Annotated in this window: 16 protein-coding genes; 13 read left to right on the top strand and 3 right to left on the bottom strand. The window is 63.0% G+C overall.

Annotated features, from left to right (window positions below):
- Positions 1-706 (top strand): 4'-phosphopantetheinyl transferase superfamily protein (locus I73_RS26500; RefSeq protein ID WP_022979972.1); only part of this gene is annotated, 706 nt, incomplete at its 5' end.
- 20 nt (positions 707-726) lie between these two features.
- On the opposite strand, the gene I73_RS07060 is transcribed toward I73_RS26500, so the two are convergent.
- From I73_RS07060 to I73_RS07050, 3 genes are read right to left on the bottom strand one after another with little or no spacing between them, the layout of a single operon-like run.
- The gene (locus tag I73_RS07060; protein WP_022979971.1) at positions 727-1,683 is read right to left on the bottom strand and encodes a glycosyltransferase family A protein; all 957 of its coding nucleotides are present in this window, start codon (positions 1,681-1,683) and stop codon (positions 727-729) included.
- Positions 1,684-1,700: 17 nt separating this feature from the next.
- Entirely contained in the window at positions 1,701-2,210 is a 510-nt protein-coding gene (locus I73_RS34570; RefSeq protein WP_022979970.1) for a serine O-acetyltransferase, read from the bottom strand.
- Positions 2,211-2,223: 13 nt separating this feature from the next.
- The gene (locus I73_RS07050) at positions 2,224-3,237 is read right to left on the bottom strand and encodes a glycosyltransferase family 2 protein (protein WP_255348159.1); all 1,014 of its coding nucleotides are present in this window, start codon (positions 3,235-3,237) and stop codon (positions 2,224-2,226) included.
- 651 nt (positions 3,238-3,888) lie between these two features.
- Between I73_RS07050 and I73_RS26495 the strand changes: the two genes are divergently transcribed.
- The 12 genes from I73_RS26495 to I73_RS32445 all read left to right on the top strand — a co-directional run bounded on the left by I73_RS26495 (position 3,889) and on the right by I73_RS32445 (position 15,600).
- Positions 3,889-5,064, top strand: coding sequence for a WecB/TagA/CpsF family glycosyltransferase (locus tag I73_RS26495; RefSeq protein ID WP_234409439.1), 1,176 nt, complete (start codon positions 3,889-3,891; stop codon positions 5,062-5,064).
- Positions 5,064-6,464, top strand: coding sequence for a Wzz/FepE/Etk N-terminal domain-containing protein (locus tag I73_RS07040; protein ID WP_022979967.1), 1,401 nt, complete (start codon positions 5,064-5,066; stop codon positions 6,462-6,464). Before I73_RS26495 ends, I73_RS07040 begins: the two co-directional genes overlap by 1 nt.
- Before the next feature lie 2 nt (positions 6,465-6,466).
- On the top strand, positions 6,467-7,369 hold the full coding sequence (locus I73_RS26490) for a cellulose synthase operon protein YhjQ/BcsQ (protein WP_022979966.1): 903 nt from the start codon (positions 6,467-6,469) through the stop codon (positions 7,367-7,369).
- Between the two features lie 50 nt (positions 7,370-7,419).
- Complete coding sequence (locus tag I73_RS26485; protein WP_051049088.1) at positions 7,420-8,589, top strand: hypothetical protein; 1,170 nt, start codon at positions 7,420-7,422, stop codon at positions 8,587-8,589.
- The gene (locus I73_RS30780) at positions 8,577-8,948 is read left to right on the top strand and encodes a hypothetical protein (protein ID WP_148289714.1); all 372 of its coding nucleotides are present in this window, start codon (positions 8,577-8,579) and stop codon (positions 8,946-8,948) included. Before I73_RS26485 ends, I73_RS30780 begins: the two co-directional genes overlap by 13 nt.
- Positions 8,949-9,017: 69 nt before the next feature.
- Positions 9,018-9,896 carry a hypothetical protein gene (locus tag I73_RS07025; protein WP_022979965.1) on the top strand — a complete coding sequence of 293 codons (879 nt, stop codon included), beginning with the start codon at positions 9,018-9,020 and terminating at the stop codon, positions 9,894-9,896.
- Positions 9,897-9,914: 18 nt separating this feature from the next.
- Complete coding sequence (locus I73_RS26480; RefSeq protein ID WP_159105856.1) at positions 9,915-11,303, top strand: oligosaccharide flippase family protein; 1,389 nt, start codon at positions 9,915-9,917, stop codon at positions 11,301-11,303.
- The gene (locus tag I73_RS07015; protein ID WP_022979963.1) at positions 11,300-12,064 is read left to right on the top strand and encodes a hypothetical protein; all 765 of its coding nucleotides are present in this window, start codon (positions 11,300-11,302) and stop codon (positions 12,062-12,064) included. Before I73_RS26480 ends, I73_RS07015 begins: the two co-directional genes overlap by 4 nt.
- An 18-nt stretch (positions 12,065-12,082) precedes the next feature.
- The gene (locus I73_RS07010) at positions 12,083-13,045 is read left to right on the top strand and encodes a glycosyltransferase family A protein (RefSeq protein ID WP_083876601.1); all 963 of its coding nucleotides are present in this window, start codon (positions 12,083-12,085) and stop codon (positions 13,043-13,045) included.
- Positions 13,046-13,103: 58 nt separating this feature from the next.
- A complete protein-coding gene (locus I73_RS07005; RefSeq protein ID WP_083876595.1) occupies positions 13,104-13,943 on the top strand; it encodes a class I SAM-dependent methyltransferase in 840 nt (279 codons plus the stop codon).
- Between the two features lie 36 nt (positions 13,944-13,979).
- Positions 13,980-15,209: a glycosyltransferase family 4 protein gene (locus tag I73_RS26475; protein ID WP_022979960.1), complete on the top strand. Its 1,230-nt coding sequence runs from the start codon at positions 13,980-13,982 to the stop codon at positions 15,207-15,209.
- Between the two features lie 172 nt (positions 15,210-15,381).
- Complete coding sequence (locus I73_RS32445; RefSeq protein WP_022979959.1) at positions 15,382-15,600, top strand: hypothetical protein; 219 nt, start codon at positions 15,382-15,384, stop codon at positions 15,598-15,600.
- Positions 15,601-15,630 lie beyond the last annotated feature (30 nt).

The following is a 15,630-nucleotide window of genomic DNA, read 5'->3' as shown; positions in this document are numbered from 1 at the left end:
CCTGATGCCGGCCGGTCTTGGCGACCATCTCGCAACGGCGTTGACGGCAGCGCGCCGTGCCGCGCCGCGCGAGGATGTGACGCTCTGGTTGCTGGGGCTGGACGATCCAGTCTGCCAGGCCTGCGCCACGATGCTGTCAGACGCCGAGCGTGAGCGGATCGGGCGCATGGCGTTCGACCGGGACCGTCGGCGCATGGCTGCGGCACGCGGCACCCTGAAGGTGCTCCTGGGTGCTTGGGTTGGCCAGTCGCCTGAGCAACTGCGTCTGTCCGCGCGGGACAGCGGCAAGCCCTGGATGCCGGATCATCCCGGCGTGTTCTTCAACCTCAGTCACAGCCAGAGCAGTGCCTTGATCGCGATAACCGCCACGGGCGAAGTGGGGGTGGACTTGGAGGTCTTGAGGCAGGAGTCAGATCTGTTGGAGCTGGCGCGGCGGGTTCTGACCCCGCGTGAGCAGGCGGAACTCCTGTCCGACAAGGGTGCCATGGATCGCGATCGTCGCTTCTTTCAGGGTTGGACGCGCAAGGAAGCCTGCCTGAAGGCCGCGGGCTGGGGGCTGGCCCTGGATCCTCAGGAATTCGAGGTGGGCACGGGAGCGGACTCCCGTCGTATCCGGTTGGCCCATGCGGGCCAGTGCTCTGACATGGACCTGATGTCCCTCTCGCTGGCGCCCCAGGTGGTGGCGGCCTTGGCCATCCAGCGATGATGCGTCGGGAGCTGTGCGGATTACTTGTACTCGATCAGCCGGCCGTGCTGGCGGCGCAGGCGCAGGATCCAGTAGCGCAGGGCACCCTGCGCCTCCGCGAACTTTCCCAAGGTGTTGAAGAGTGACCACAGCCAACGCCGCGGAGAGTTTCTGGCGAGGGCCAGTCGCGCCCATTGCAGGGGGTACAGCAGCAGCAGGGCTGCGGCCCAGGTTCCGCCGCTGACGACGCTCACCAGGACCACTGCGGGCAGGAGAAGTCCCCAGCCCACGGCACGTCGCAGTTCACGCACCCCGTGCCGCTCCGGTGGCGCGCCGTGCATAGCGACGCCCTCGGCATAGGCATAGCCAGCACGCTTGCTGCGCTGCCACCACTGCCAGAAGCGATGCATGTCGGCGTCGTGCCAGGTCATCTCTGCCGACAGGATCTGGATCTTCCACCCGCTTTGCCGGAGCCGGACAGACCACTCGGGCTCCTCGCCCGCGATCAGGGCAGGGTTGTAGCCCCCGGTTTCGCGCAGCGCCTGAGCACGCACCATGGCGTCTCCGCCAAAGGCCCGGGCCTCTCCCGGCGGAACACCCCATTCCAGATCGCACAACTGGTTGTACTTGCTGCTCTCGGGGTGTCGCTCCCGGCGTCGTCCGCATACCACAGCCACATCGGGGTGTGCCAGGAGATGCGCGTGCGCGGTGGCAATCCAGTTCTCACGCACCTCGCAGTCGCCGTCCACGAATTGGACAAAGGCTGCTGCCGGCCACTGCTGCAGTGCCAGCTGCCAGCCTTCGTTGCGGGCGCGTGCGGCTGTGAAGGCCTGGGCGGGGTCGAGTTCCACCACCTGGGCTCCCAGCGTACGGGCCAACTCGGCCGAACCGTCAACGGAACCGGAATCGACATACACCATGGGGCAGCCCTGACGGACGACGGACTGCAGGCATCTGCGCAGGCGCTCGCCCTCGTTGCGGCCGATGACCACCGCCACGGTGTCTGGTGTCGCAGTCATAAGGCATCCTTGCGCGGTTTGATCACGGCAGGAACCCCGACGGCATAGCAGTTGTCCGGTACGTCGCACAACACCACGGCGTTGGCACCGATCAGGACGTTGTCTCCGATGCGGATGCGGCCCAGCAACTTGGCGCCGACGCCAATGTCGACGTTGTTGCCAATGGTGGGTGCACAGGGATCGTCGACACGGCTCAATCCGATGACCACGCCGGTCCGGATTCGGCAGTTGTCGCCGAACTTGGCATACCCGCTCACCACGATGCCATCAAAGTGATCGATGACGAAGTTGCGGCCAATTTCGACCTCGCAGGGCAGCTCGATACCGGTGAGGATCTGCACCAGCTTGAACAGGACCTTGTAAAGCAGGGAAAAGGGCTTGCGGATCCAGGGCTGGCCGATGTCATAACGCCAGCGTCCGAATCGGTAAACCACCAGCACCCAAAAGCCCTGGGCACTCCAGCGCCCCCCATGAGCCCGCAGGTCGGACCTTATGTTGTCAAACATCGACGTTGTGTTTTCATCGGGTCGGGCGGCTGCCAGCGCGTGTTTGCCACATCAGCCGGCAGATCATTCGGGCCTGTTGGGTGAAGGCGGACAAGCCCGAGATGCGGCGGCTCTTCAAGACGAACTTGAGTCCCAGGACGACTTCGGTCAGAAAACAAAGGGCTGCGTGTCGCCAGACGCCAAGCAAGCCCCCATGTTTGCGAAAGTAGAGCAAACCGCTCTCCTGCTGGAACAAGGAGATTTGCCGCCCGACCGAGAGCGCTCCTTCGGTGGCAGCGCTACCGCCACCCACGTGGGTCACGCATGCGGTGTTCAGGCATTGAACGCGCCAGCCAGCGGCGTGAACAGCCAGGCAATGGTCGACTTCTTCGTAGTAGAGAAAGTAGCGGGGATCGAACAGGCCCACCTGGTCAATCAAGGAACGGCGCACCAAGTAGTAGCACCCCACGACCCAATCACAGTCCTGCACCGGAGACTGCGTAGGAGCTTCTGCCGGCTCCGGGGGGCGTCGTCCCAGGCGGGGCAGCAGCCCCGTGCGGAGCAAGAATGTTTCCCAGGAAGAGGGAAACCTGCGACCCGAGAAGATGCCATGCCCTGTCTCATCGACCAGGTGTGCACCCAGCACCCCGCAATGTGGTTCGTTGGCCATGTGCTTCAGGCTTTGCCGGATCGCGTCGGGATACACATAGGCGTCGGCGTTGAGCAGCAGAATGTAGGGGGCTGTGCAGATTTGCACGGCTTGATTGTTGGCGCGTCCGAACCCGACGTTGATGGGGTTGGCAATCAGTTTTGCCCAGGGAAAATGCTCCCTGATATAGCTTGCGGACTCATCACGTGATGCGTTGTCCACGATCACCAATTCAAAGGACAAGCCTTCACATGCCTTGCGCAAAGCTTGCACACACCGTTCCAGTAGGTGGGCGGTGTTGTAGTTGACCACAATGACCGACAGGTCTGGGCTGCACAAGGGGTTTGCACAAGGGACCGGAGTCAGCGCGCGGTCCTGGACGGGATGTCCTGATGTCACAGCATTCCTCGGGGGGTGTCGCGGAATCTCCGGATGGCTTGGCTCCGCAACTGGGATGAAGTGGATGGCGGGGCCATCTTCAGCAGCCTGCCTTCAGGCGCTTCAAGCCCACGTACCTTCCCCCTGGGGGATGTTGCCTCCAGGGCTGCAGCGCCTGCATCACAGCAGGGTCTCGAAAGGCCAAACAAGTCGCCCCTCGACACACTCATTCAACAATCTGCATCCTGATCTGGCATTCACGGGACGGAGTGGATAACAACGCACAGCACCACCTCGCATCGGGCTGACACCGCATGGTCCGAATGCCTGAGAGTCTTGTCGCCACAAGATGACTCGTCAAGCCCCCCGATGAAGTACGTCAAATAGTAGACAGGAGGGGGGATACCCAAACGCAACAAGATGCGTCAGACTGAGATGCAGCGCACAAAACCGGCGCGCTGAGCCCGGTGCTCCCTGAGCGGCGGCGTGCATTCAACCGGCGTGGAAGATGTTCCAACGGCCTCAGCAGGGTGTTGTGGTGATCTCGGAGATCCGTTCCAGTTCCATTGGCAGTCTTTGGGCGGAGGGTGACCTTCTCGGTCGACATGAGGGAAGAAGCCCGTCGTCTGCTTGGTGCTCGGCGCCTGATCTTTGGGGATGGTGGGTGTGAACATGCTGCGCCCATCCTCTGTTCCAGACTTCACGCGCGACGTTGTCTGTGTGCTCGGCCTTCCGTTCGATGTGATCAGCCTTGAACAGGTGGCAGCGCGGGTGCGTTCCGCCCGACTTTCCCGGGCGCCTCTGCTGCTGGCCACGGCCAATCTCAACTTCATCGTGGCGGCGCGAAATAACGCCCCATTCCGGCAGGCCATCATTCACAGTCAGCTCAATCTTGCCGATGGCATGCCCATCGTGTGGGTGGCCAAGCTGCTGCGGGTTCCCTTGCCTGCGCGAGTGGCGGGCTCCTCCTTGTTTGAGCGGCTGCAGGAGGCCTCTTCCGAGGCTCCGGTGAAGGTGTTCTTTTTCGGTGCGCCGGATGGTGTGGCCGAGCAGGCCTGCCACCGTGTCAATGCGCTGCAGGGGGGGGTGTGCTGTGTCGGTTACGAGTCCCCTGGATTCGGCACTGTCGAGTCCATGAGTTCCGATGACCAGATTCGGCGCATCAATGAGGCGCAGCCCGACTTTCTCGTGGTCGCCCTGGGCGCTGAGAAGGGCCTGGCTTGGATCGAGCGCAACTTTGCCAGGCTAGAGGCTCCGGTGGTCAGTCATCTAGGGGCCGTGGTGGGCATGGCCGCCGGTCACATTCACCGAGCGCCCCCGCGCTGGCAACGGTGGGGATTGGAATGGCTTTGGCGAATCAAGGAAGAGCCTTTCTTGTGGCGTCGCTACTGGAACGATGCTAGGGTGTTTCTTCGGCTGCTGGCGGGCAGCGTTCTGCCACTCTGGTGGCATCAAATGGTCGAAGGGGCTGCGGCCAGGGCCTCAGGCGTGCGCGCAACAGGGATGACACGGGGGGGGGCTTTCCATCTCCGGCTGATTCGGGGCGAGGATGAAGAGGATGGTGAGGCGAAGAGCCTGTCGTCTTTGAGAGGGCAACTGGCGAGCGCCGCGGCATCTGGGCTGCCTGTGGTTGTGGAGGTTCAGGATTTGGTTCACATTGATGGCAGAGTGTTGGGGTTGTTGATGTTGTTGTATGGCCATCTGAGGGACCGAAGCATGTCGTTCACGATCCAGGGTGTCAGTGCGTGTCTTCGCCGACAGTTTCGCTGGCATGAAGCGCTGTTCCTCTTGGATGCCGATTCGGCGGTGGCCCCCACCAGTTGGGGTCAGCCGCGGGAGGTGGCGTGATGGCGGTGTCTTTTCGCCACCATCTGGTGGTGATCTGGCAACGGCGCTGGTGGGTGTTGATGTCGTGCCTACTGATGGGTGTCATCGGTACGGGCATGGCGCTGTGGCAGGCCCGTGCCTACACCGCAGAAGCCCAGTTGGTGCTGGACACGCGTCAGGACCCGATGACTGGTGGCTTCATGTCCGCCCTCAACATGTCCACGCAGTTGGAGGTCATCAAATCCGACAAGGTGACAGGTCGAGCGGCTACGCTGCTGCTGGATTCAAGTGATCTGCAGGTTCGTGCTGCCCTGCTGGGCCTCATGAAGGGCAAAGTGCCTTCGGTCAAGAGCTTGTCCGCCTTTTTGCAGACCGGGCTGACCGCAGAGCCGGTGCGGGGAAGCAATGTGATCGCACTGTCTTGCATAGCGCCGTCGCCCGAGTTGGCCATCGCCGCAGTGAATGCGGTGGCCCGTGCTGCCATGGACGTGTCCATCGAGATGAAGGTGGACCCCACCAAGGAGTCCGCCGTTTGGTTGCAGGGGCAGAGCAAGTCGGCGCGCGCTGCGCTGGAAGCGGCCCAGGCCAAGCTGTCTCGTTATCAGCAGGAGAAGGGCATTGTGGTCACCGATGACCGCATGAACGAGGAAAGCGCGCGACTCAGTGCCCTGGAGTCGGCTCTGGTGGATGCGGAGTCCAAGGCCATCGATGCGCGGGGCCCGGGCGGGAGCACGGGGACAGAGTCCGGGCAGAGTGCGACTGTGGCCAGTGTGCGGGCACAGCTGTCGGCTGCGGAACTCAAGCTTCTGGATGTCTCGGAGAAACTGGGCAAGGAACATCCCCAACGGATTGCACTGGAAGCGCAGGTGGCCAATCTGCGCCAACGCCTGGATGCCGAGACCGCCAAGGCGGATCGGTCAGGGTTCGCGTCCGCTCAAGCCAGCCGTGGCAAGGTGGCACAACTCAGGGCCATGATCGATGCGCAGAAGAAGCAGGTGCTTTCGTTGCGCGCGGCCCATGACGAGATCAGCGTGCTGCAGCGGGATGTGGACACCGCGCGGGCAGCCTATGAGTCCGTGAGCCAGCGCGCGAACCAGACCACGTTGGAAAGCCAGAGTACCCTGACGAGTCTGCGCGTGCTGAATTTGTCGGATGAGGCTGCGGACTCTTCGAGGAAAAGGCGGATGGTGCGTATCCTGGGTGGGTTCGCGGGGGGCTTTGCCTTGGCGGCCATCGCCGCGATTTTTCTGGAGATGCGCAATGCCAGGGTGCGCTGTCTGGAGGACTTCCAAGACATTGAGGGAATTGCCATCATCGGTGTCCTTCACCCTCCTGGTTTTCAACCACCGCAGTTGCTCGGGCTTCCCGGGCCAAGCAGCCCCGGCGGACCTCCTCGGTTGTCCATGGGGGCGACCGAATGAAAATGTCCTCGATTGAACTTGGGCCGCAGGCGCCGCCTCATCCGCCACTCGGTGCCCTGCTGGTGCAGTACGGATACATCCGGCAGGAGAACATCGACGCCATCCTTCAGTACCAGGCCACGCAGCGGATTCGCTTCGGCGAGGCCGCCATCCGGTTGGGTCTGGTCTCGGCCGAGAATGTTCGCTTTGCGCTGTCCAGGCAGTTCGAGTTTGCCTATCTGCGACCCGGGCACGAAGGCAGCCAGATCAGCTCGGAGGTGGTGTCGGCGTGCGACCCCTTCAGTGGGGCGGCAGATCAGATCCGGTCCATCCGCAGTCAGCTCATGCTGCACTGGTTCGACAAGCTCCAGGGGCGCAACGCGTTGGCCGTTCTTGGCGCCGTGGAAGGCGAGGGGCGCAGCTACCTGGCCGCGAATCTGGCGGTGGCCTTTGCCCAGGCGGGGGAGAACGTGCTGTTGGTGGATGCCAATTTCCGCTCTCCTCGCCAGCACACCCTCTTTGGCATCCAGAACGACATCGGCCTTTCGACCATTCTGGCGGGCCACCGGCACAGCGACGCGATTCTTCGTGTGTCTGAACTGTCCGGATTGTTTCTGCTGCCGGCTGGCGCACTGCCCCCCAATCCGCTTGAGCTTCTGACCCGAGCGACCTGGCAGGACTTCCTCGTTCGAGCGCGCAGCAACTTTGACATGCTGATCGTTGATACGCCGGCCCTGCACTGCGGGGAGGACGCGGTGTTCGCTGCATTCAAGACCGGTGCTGCCCTGTTGGTTGCCCGAACGGGGGTCACACCCGTGAAAGCCCTGGCCAACCCCGCCGCGGTTGCTGGCGCGGGCGCGGGTGCCCTGTTTGGGCACCATCTGGATTCATGTTGCGGACAGTTCTCCAGCGGACCTCGGTGGTGACTGAGCCCATGGCCGGCGGGTATCGGGCGCGCGGCTGAGTCGGCTGGAACATGCCAGAACATCTGCGTGCGCTTGTCATCATCCTGGCAGCGAGCTTGCCCATTTGGTTCTGGGGGCGACGGCTGTTCGCTGGGCTGGAGACCTCGGCGGTCTACACCCAGCGGTTTCGGCTGTGGATCTTTGCGCTGCTGTTGGCCTTTCTCTCGCATAGCTTCTGGCTGTTCGTGATCGGACTGCTGCTGTTCCTCTGGCTCTCGCCTCGGGATCCCTACCCCTTCTCTGTCTACCTGCTTCTGCTGTTTCTGTTGCCATCGTTTCCCGTGCGCATCGATGGCTTTGGTGGGCTCAACTACCTACTGGACATCAACCTGCCCAGGCTGCTTTCGCTGCTATTGCTGTTGCCCTGGTGGATCAGTCAGAGATCTTTGGCAGGGGGCGCCCGGTTCGGCAGTGCGTGGGCCGACCGTTGTCTGCTGATCTATTTGCTCCTGCAGTTCGTCCTGCAACTGTCTGTCGACACGTTCACGAACAGTGCGCGTTTCGCGATCTACAACTTCCTGGATGTTTTCCTGCCCTACGTGGCGGCCACCCGTGCCATGGCGAAGTTGGAGCGTGCTCAGGATGCGATCCTGTCGCTGCTTCTGGCGGTGGCGCTGATGTGTCCTTTGGCTGTCTTTGAGTGGGCCAAGAAGTGGCTGCTCTACAACAGCCTGATGGGTGCCATGGGCGCGGACCGCTGGGGCATGGGCGGCTACCTCATGCGAGGCGAGTCCCTTCGGGCGATGGTCACGACGGGGCATGCCCTCGTGCTGGGCTTTGTGATGGCCCTGGCCTTGGCCTTGTGCGCGGCCGTTCGGCCTCTGATGAATCGCCGGGATCACTGGACCCTCTGTGCATGCGTGGGCGCGGGCCTGCTGGCGCCGGTGTCCCGGGGCCCCTGGGTGGGCGGTGCTGCCATCATCGGTATGCTGGTCCTGACCAGCCCCGATCGGGGGCGTCGACTGGTGCAACTGGCGGGCGTGGTGCTTGGGGCGTCGCTGCTGTTGTCCGTCACACCGTGGGGGGCCTCGGTGGTGGACCTGCTTCCCTTCATCGGCAAGGTTGATGAATTCAACGTCACCTACCGTGAACGCTTGATCGATGCTTCGTTCGCGGTGATCGCGAAGATCCCTTTTTCGGTAGCTTTGACTTTCTCTCGGCCAGCGAAATGCAGGACATGATCCAGGGGGAAGGCATCGTGGACATCGTGAACAGCTATCTTCAGGTGGCGCTGGCCTATGGTGGTGTCGGTCTGGTCCTGTTCGCGGGAGTTTTTGTTTGCTCGCTTTGGGGTACGGTGCGAGCTTGGCTGGAGCTCAGAGAGGATCCGATGATGGGGGCCCTGGGGCGGAGCTTGATCGCAGCGATGATTGGTGTGATCGTGATGATCACGACCGTCAGCAGCATCAACAATATTCCCATCCTCTACTGGATGCTGTCGGGGTTGTGTGTGGGGTATGCGCGGCTGAGATATTCGCCGACCGGGTACAGGAGCATCCCTCGGCAACACATGACTGATTCGCTCCCAATGGGGGCCTGAGGAAGTTTCTTGCGGCAGTCCAGCGGTTGGACGCTGAGAGAGCGGGTTCGTGAGCGGAGATTGGCAGACATGCCCGAGTTTGGTGTTCTGACGTTGGCGACGGATGGCGATTACCTCAAGGCCATTGGGTTGGCCTTGTCGTTGCGGGTCACCAACCCCGATGTTCCCCTGGCCGTCGCATGCAGCGCATCGGTGGCCGAGAAGGTCGGGCGTTTCTTCGACCATGTGATTCCGGAGCAGGCGGGTCTGCGTGGCTTTGTCCACAAGGTCTACCTGGACCGGTATTCTCCCTTCGAGCGCACCCTGTTTTTCGATTCGGATGTGCTGGTGTTCAAGGATCTGCAACCCTTTGTTGAGCGCTGGAAGGGGCGTGCATACTGCGCTTGCGGTGACTACCTGTCAGAGGGGGTAAGTCCGTTTGGACTGGACCGCGCCATGGTGCTGTCAAAAATCGGCAAGAATCGTTTGGTCTTCATTGACGGGGCCGGCCATGCCTACTTTGAGAAGCCGGCCTGTGTTGAAGTTTTTGAGACGGCGCGGAAGGTGACCGCGCACTACAGGGAGTTGGCGGGTGATATTCGCTATGCCGACGAAGACGTCATGGCCATCGCGATGACGATGCTTGGCCTTCCGCCGGCCCCTGATCAGGACTTCATGGCGCGGTACCTCAGCGCAAGGCCGGGCACCATGCGCATGGACGCGGCGCACGGTATGTGTGAGTTCATCGCTGTCACCACCGGGCGGCCCTTTGCGCCCTGCATGGTCCATTTCGCCGCCAACGAAGCCGCGGTACCCTATACCCGCCAACTGCTTGCCTTGTTCAAGAAGTTCGGTGCGCCGACCCAGGGCCTCTGGACACAGGGTGCTCAGGACTGGTGGGCCTGGAATATCCGGTTGCCCATACACCGCGTCGCAAGCTGGGTCCGCAGGCAGTTGGGGCGGGCCTGAGGCGTGGGGAATGCTGTCGTGAACCCAAGCGGGCTGCTGCCTGAAGTCTCTGAGTCGGAGGAGGCAGCATTGCCTGCCGATGTGGCAGGAGCACCGGAGCCCGGTCTGATCCGCCGCTCACTGGCGGGTGGGGCTTGGACGCTCTTCGCCTATGGTGGCACGCAAGTGCTCCGATTGGTCAGCAACCTGGTGCTGACGCGCCTGCTGGCTCCGGAGTATTTCGGGCAGATGGCCCTGGTGAATGTGTTCCTCATTGGGGTGAACATGTTTTCCGACCTGGGGCTGGGCCCCAGTGTGGTTCAGAGCGAGCGCGGCGGAGAGCGCCGCTTCCTGAGCACCGCCTGGACCCTCCAGGGCATTCGCGGTGTGCTCATCTGGCTGCTCTGCATTGCCGGCGCCTGGCCCTTCGCGCACTTCTACCGCGATCCCATGCTGGTCCCGCTGGTCATCGTCACCGGTTTGACTGCAGTGATCTCCGGGCTGAACTCCACGAAGTTACTGACAGCCTTCCGGGAGATTTCCATCGGCCGGGTGACCCTGATCGAGCTGGGCAGTCAGATCCTCACGGTGGCTGTCACGGTGGCTTTTGCCAGCGTGTATTCCAGCGTGTGGGCCCTGGTCAACGCGGCCTTGTTCGGGGCCACTCTCAAGATGCTGGCCAGTCACTACCTGATTCCAGGTCCCAAGGACCGATGGGCTTGGGATGCCGCTGCTGTGCATGAGCTCATTGGCTTTGGCAAATGGATCTTCCTCAGCACTGTGCTGAGTTTTGCCACGAACAGTGCGGCCAGTCTCATCCTGGGTCGGTTTGTCAGCATGACCGAAGTGGGGGTCTTTTCCATCGCCGTCACCCTGGCCAGCGTGGTGGGACAGGCGTATGAGCAGATCGGCTCCAAGGTCCTGTTCCCGCTCTATGCCAAGGTCAAAACCGAGGCTTTGCCCCAGCTGCGGAAGAGAGTGGCCAAGATTCGCTTGAGCACGATGGCCCTGTTCGTTCCGCCGCTGTGGGTGCTGTCGGTGTTCGGGCAGCAGGTGGTCAATCTGCTGCTCGATCACCGTTACCACGATGGCGGGTGGATCCTGCGTCTGTTTGCCAGTTGTGCCATACCCTCGATCGTGACGGGCATCGGCCCCTTCTATCTGGCGCTGGGCAACTCCAGGCTGATGATGCTGAACTCTGCCATTCGCTTGGTGCTCTACGTTGCCAGTGCGTTCGCCGGGCTGTGGTGGGGTGGGACGCATGGCCTGATCGTGGGCATCGCCGCCCACAGCCTGGGCATGTACGTGGTGGATGCCACGATCCAGTGGCGGTACCGGATCTGGATTCCAGCGCTGGACGCGCTGGGGCTGGGGGTGTCGGCGGCCGTGGTGCTCATCGGTGCCCGTTGGCAAGGGGTCTTCTGGTGAGCGCCCTGCCTCAGGCCACCTCCCGTCATGTGTTGCTGCTGACGGCGACGGTGAGCCCGGCGGAGGGGCAGCCCACCTTGGCCCTGCGTGACCCCGCCGAGCGTTTGGCCGAATATGAAAATGCGCTGGCCTTCTACCAGGGGCTGTTGGCCCAGGGGGTGCTGCGGGCCATCGTTTTCGGGGAGAACTCCGGCTACGAGCTGGCTCGGCTGGCGGCCAAGTTTCCCCATCCAGGCATTGAGTGGGTTGCACTGGCACCGCAGCAGCAAGTGCTGCGTTTCCATCGGGGCTATGCAGAGTTCCAGTTGATCGATGCGCTGTTTGCGCGATCTCGTGTCCTGTCTTCCCTGGGGGACGATGCCCTGGTCTGGAAGGTATCCGGGCGCTACGTGGTGGCCAATTTCGCCGCACTGGCAAGCTCGGCACCGCGGCATGTGGATTTCTACGTGATGGCCGATCACCAGTGGGTCGAGATGAGCGTGATGGCATGGAGTGCCAAGGGATACCGGGCCATCGTCCGTGGCCTGTACACGCAGTTCGCGTCTCAGGAGCCGCCCGAGCTCATCCTGCGTCGGCACCTTGGTGCGCCGGCGAGGACCGATGTCAAATGCGTGCTGTCCTTCCGCTGGCCTGTCCGCCTTTTGGGGCGTCGAGGCACCGATGGCAGTCCGTATGAGGGCCGTCGCACACGCTACCGGTTTGCCTTGCAGGCCGGGTGGAAGTCGCTGTGCCTGCCATGGCGGTGGTGGCGGGATATCTGAAATGCCATGGAGGTGGCCATGAATTCGAGGGTTTCCGAGCCGGCGAGCAGCTTGGACTCCGGACGGGCGTTGCGTCAGGCCGGAGCGCGTTATGTGCTGATCTCGCCCTGTCGGAATGAGGCCGACTACATGCGACGGACGCTGGACAGCGTGATCGCGCAATCCTGCCCGCCCGCCTGCTGGGTGATCGTCGATGACGGCTCCACAGATGCCACGCCGGCGATTCTGGCGGAGTATGCGCAGCGGCATGACTGGATCCGGATCGTGACCCGTCCGGACCGTGGACGTCGTTCGGTGGGACCCGGTGTGATCGATGCCTTCTACGCGGGCTTCGACACCATCGACCCGAATGCGTTCGACTTCCTGTGCAAGTTGGATCTTGATCTCTCGCTGCCGCTGCGCTACTTCGAGCGACTGATGGAGAAGATGGATGCGGATCCGAGCATCGCCACTTGCAGTGGGAAGGCCTATCTTGAGGAGAATGGGGGGCTGGTCAACGAGCGCCATGGTGACGACACCTCGCTGGGCATGACCAAGTTCTACAGGACCCGCTGCTTCCTGGCCATCGGTGGCTTTGTCCGCGAGGTGATGTGGGATGGCATCGACTGCCATCGCTGTCGCATGCTCGGCTGGAAGGCCTGCAGCTGGGATGAGCCTGACCTGCGTTTCATCCATCTCCGGCCGATGGGATCCAGCCAGAGTGGCATCCTGACCGGGCGGATGCGCCATGGCTTTGGTCAGTACTTCATGGGGACAGGGCTTCTTTTCATGGTGGCCAGTGCCGTCGGGCGCATCAACCAGAAGCCTTATCTTTTTGGGAGCTTGGCCATGCTCTGGGGGTGGCTGCGCAGCGCCTTGCTGCGCCTGCCGCGTTATGAGGATCCGCAATTCAGGGCGTATTTGCGGCGCTATCAGTGGCTCGCACTTCGCCATGGCAAGCGACGTGCAGCAGAGCTGATGATGTCGGGAGCGCGCAATTGAATTCATCAGAGAGGTGGCGACACGTGCGGTGTGGAATGAAGCAGCAAGGACGGCTCCGATGAGACTTCCCAATCTCAGTTTCCTGGCGCGGGTGGGGCAGGTGAGGGCGATCCAATCCCGATACGAGACTCCAGAGAACCGCAACCCGGATCACATGGCGGTCCGCCTGCTGCCGGGCGGGAAGCGCCTGGAATGCGCGGTGCGGGGCCGCTGGTTCCTGAATCGCTTGAGGGCCGAGCCCTTCTACGCTTACCTGCTGGCGCGCACCCGCTACTACGATCAGGTCTTTCTGGACGCTGTGGACCGAGGCGTCGATCACATTCTGAATCTGGGTTGTGGTGGTGACACTCGGGCTTACCGTTTCGAGTCCCGATTGAAGGCACATGGTGTCGGGGTGGTGGAGCTCGACCAGCCCGAGGCGATTGCCAGCAAGCAGGCGCTGGCAAGAGTGCGCCTGGGTGGCGGCGCTCACGTGACCTATCTGCCGCTGGATCTCAATGCCCCTGTCTGCCCTGAGCTCAATGCCTGGATGGACGCCCATGCCGGAGAGCGTTGGCTGGTGATGCTCGAAGGCGTCAGTCCCTACGTCGAGAAGACCCGATTCGAGGCCTTTCTGAGAGATCTCGCGCGACGCCTGGGCCCAGAGGGTGTGCTCGCCTACGACTTCAAGCGTCCCGAGGTGGTCCAGGATTTCGGCCGCAGCGAACAGACTGCCGAGCCGTTTCGCCTGCCGGCAGACCGGGCGCAGGTGGCGGACGTTCATGCCCGACTCGGCTATCGCACGCAGCACTTCGAGACGAGTGCAGCGCTGTGCTCTCGCCTGGCAGGGCCACTGCTGGCCGATGGCTGTCCTGTTTTCGATGAAGACAGCCTGATCCAACTCTCGCCCAGCTCCTGAACGGGGCGACGTCTGCCGGCACGCCCAGAGCCATCCATGCGCATCGCTTATTTCGTCAACCAGTATCCCAAGGTGAGCCACACCTTCATCCGAAGGGAGATCCAGGCGCTGGAAGCCCTGGGCCTCTCGGTGGAACGCATCGCCCTGCGGTCACCGGTTGAGGAGCTGGTCGACCCGCAGGATTTGGTGGAGCTGGGGCGCACGCGGCTGTTGCTGGATGCGCCCGTGCGAGCGTTCCTGTGGGCCATTTTGGCGGCGCTGCCCCGCTGGCCCGCGGCGTGGCGGCTGATGGCAGGGCTGGCTTGGCGCAACCGCATCCCCCTTGCCAAGCTGGGCATCGCCTTTGCTGAAGCCTGCCTGCTCAAGGACTGGCTCCGCCAAGGTGCGGTCTCCCATGTGCATGTGCACTTCGGGACCAACTCGGCCCTGGTCATGCTGTTGTGTCGGTCCCTGGGGGGGCCAGGCTACAGCATGACGGTTCACGGCCCGGAGGAATTCGATGCACCCCACGCCCTGGCGCTGACGGAAAAGGCTCGGCGCGCACGGTTCGTTGTGGCCATTTCCTCGTTTGGCCGGAGCCAGTTGATGCGCTGGCTCGATCCCGCCGACTGGAGCAAGGTGCAGGTCGTGCATTGCGGGTTGGACAGCACCTACTGGGCCCGGCCCCGTGTACCCGTCCCCACTGGGGCGCCGGCCCAATTGGTTTGCGTCGGGCGGCTCAGCCCGGAGAAGGGGCAAGTCCTGCTGCTGCAGGCGTTGCGAAAGGCGCTGGACCAGGGCGCTGACCTTCGGGTGGTGCTCGCGGGAGATGGTCCGATGCGATCCCAGTTGGAGTCGGACATCCGCGCACTGAACTTGGCCGCCCATGTCCGCATCACGGGTTGGATCGGCAACACCGAAGTTCAGGATCTGCTGCTGGCATCACGTGCTCTGGTGTCTGCGAGCTTCGCCGAGGGTCTGCCGGTGGTGATGATGGAAGCCTTGGCCCTGCGGCGGCCTGTTCTCGGAACCTGTGTGGCGGGCATTCCCGAACTGGTGGAGCCGGGGCGCAGCGGCTGGCTGGTGCCGGCCGGGGATGTCGAGGCTCTTGCGCAGGCCATGCTTGCGGTGGCCCGCATGCCTGTGTCTGAACTGGACGCCTGGGGTGAACATGGGTTTGCCCGGGCGCGGCAGCAGCACGCGGCCGAGACCGAAGCAGCGAAACTGGCCCAACTCTTGAGAGCCTGTGTTCCCCACACCGAGCGCTTGCAGGAAGCCGTGCCATGAAACCTTCCTCCGGACAGTCGTAAGCCTGGCCTCCAACCATGGCGCCACCAATGCCTGCGGGGCCTTGGCGGCAACGGTGGCACCCATTGGGCAGGGCGTGGAACAACCATCCCAGGACATTGCTTTTGCGCCTGGTCTAGGGGCCAGGTCACTGGGGGAAACCTGCTTGCCCATGCGCTGGGACCACGCCGACCTGGCTGAGCAAGGCGAGCAACTTCTGGCGGATGATGCGCGTCGCCAAGCCATGGCGCGTCGTGCCCGGAATCTGCTGGCCCAGGCATTGGGCGAGGCGTGGTTTATGTTCCGGTTCGGTGAGTTGTTGTCACTTCCACACGGGAACCCTGATCGGCGTGATGCCGAGACCGCCCAGGAAGGCGATCGCGCAACGTAACATCGGGCCATGGCGAGTCGGTTCGAAGGG

The sequence above is a fragment of the Ideonella sp. B508-1 genome, from assembly GCF_000333615.1.
Taxonomy (GTDB): domain Bacteria; phylum Pseudomonadota; class Gammaproteobacteria; order Burkholderiales; family Burkholderiaceae_C; genus Ideonella.
This window is presented reverse-complemented; position numbering and strand designations above follow the sequence as displayed.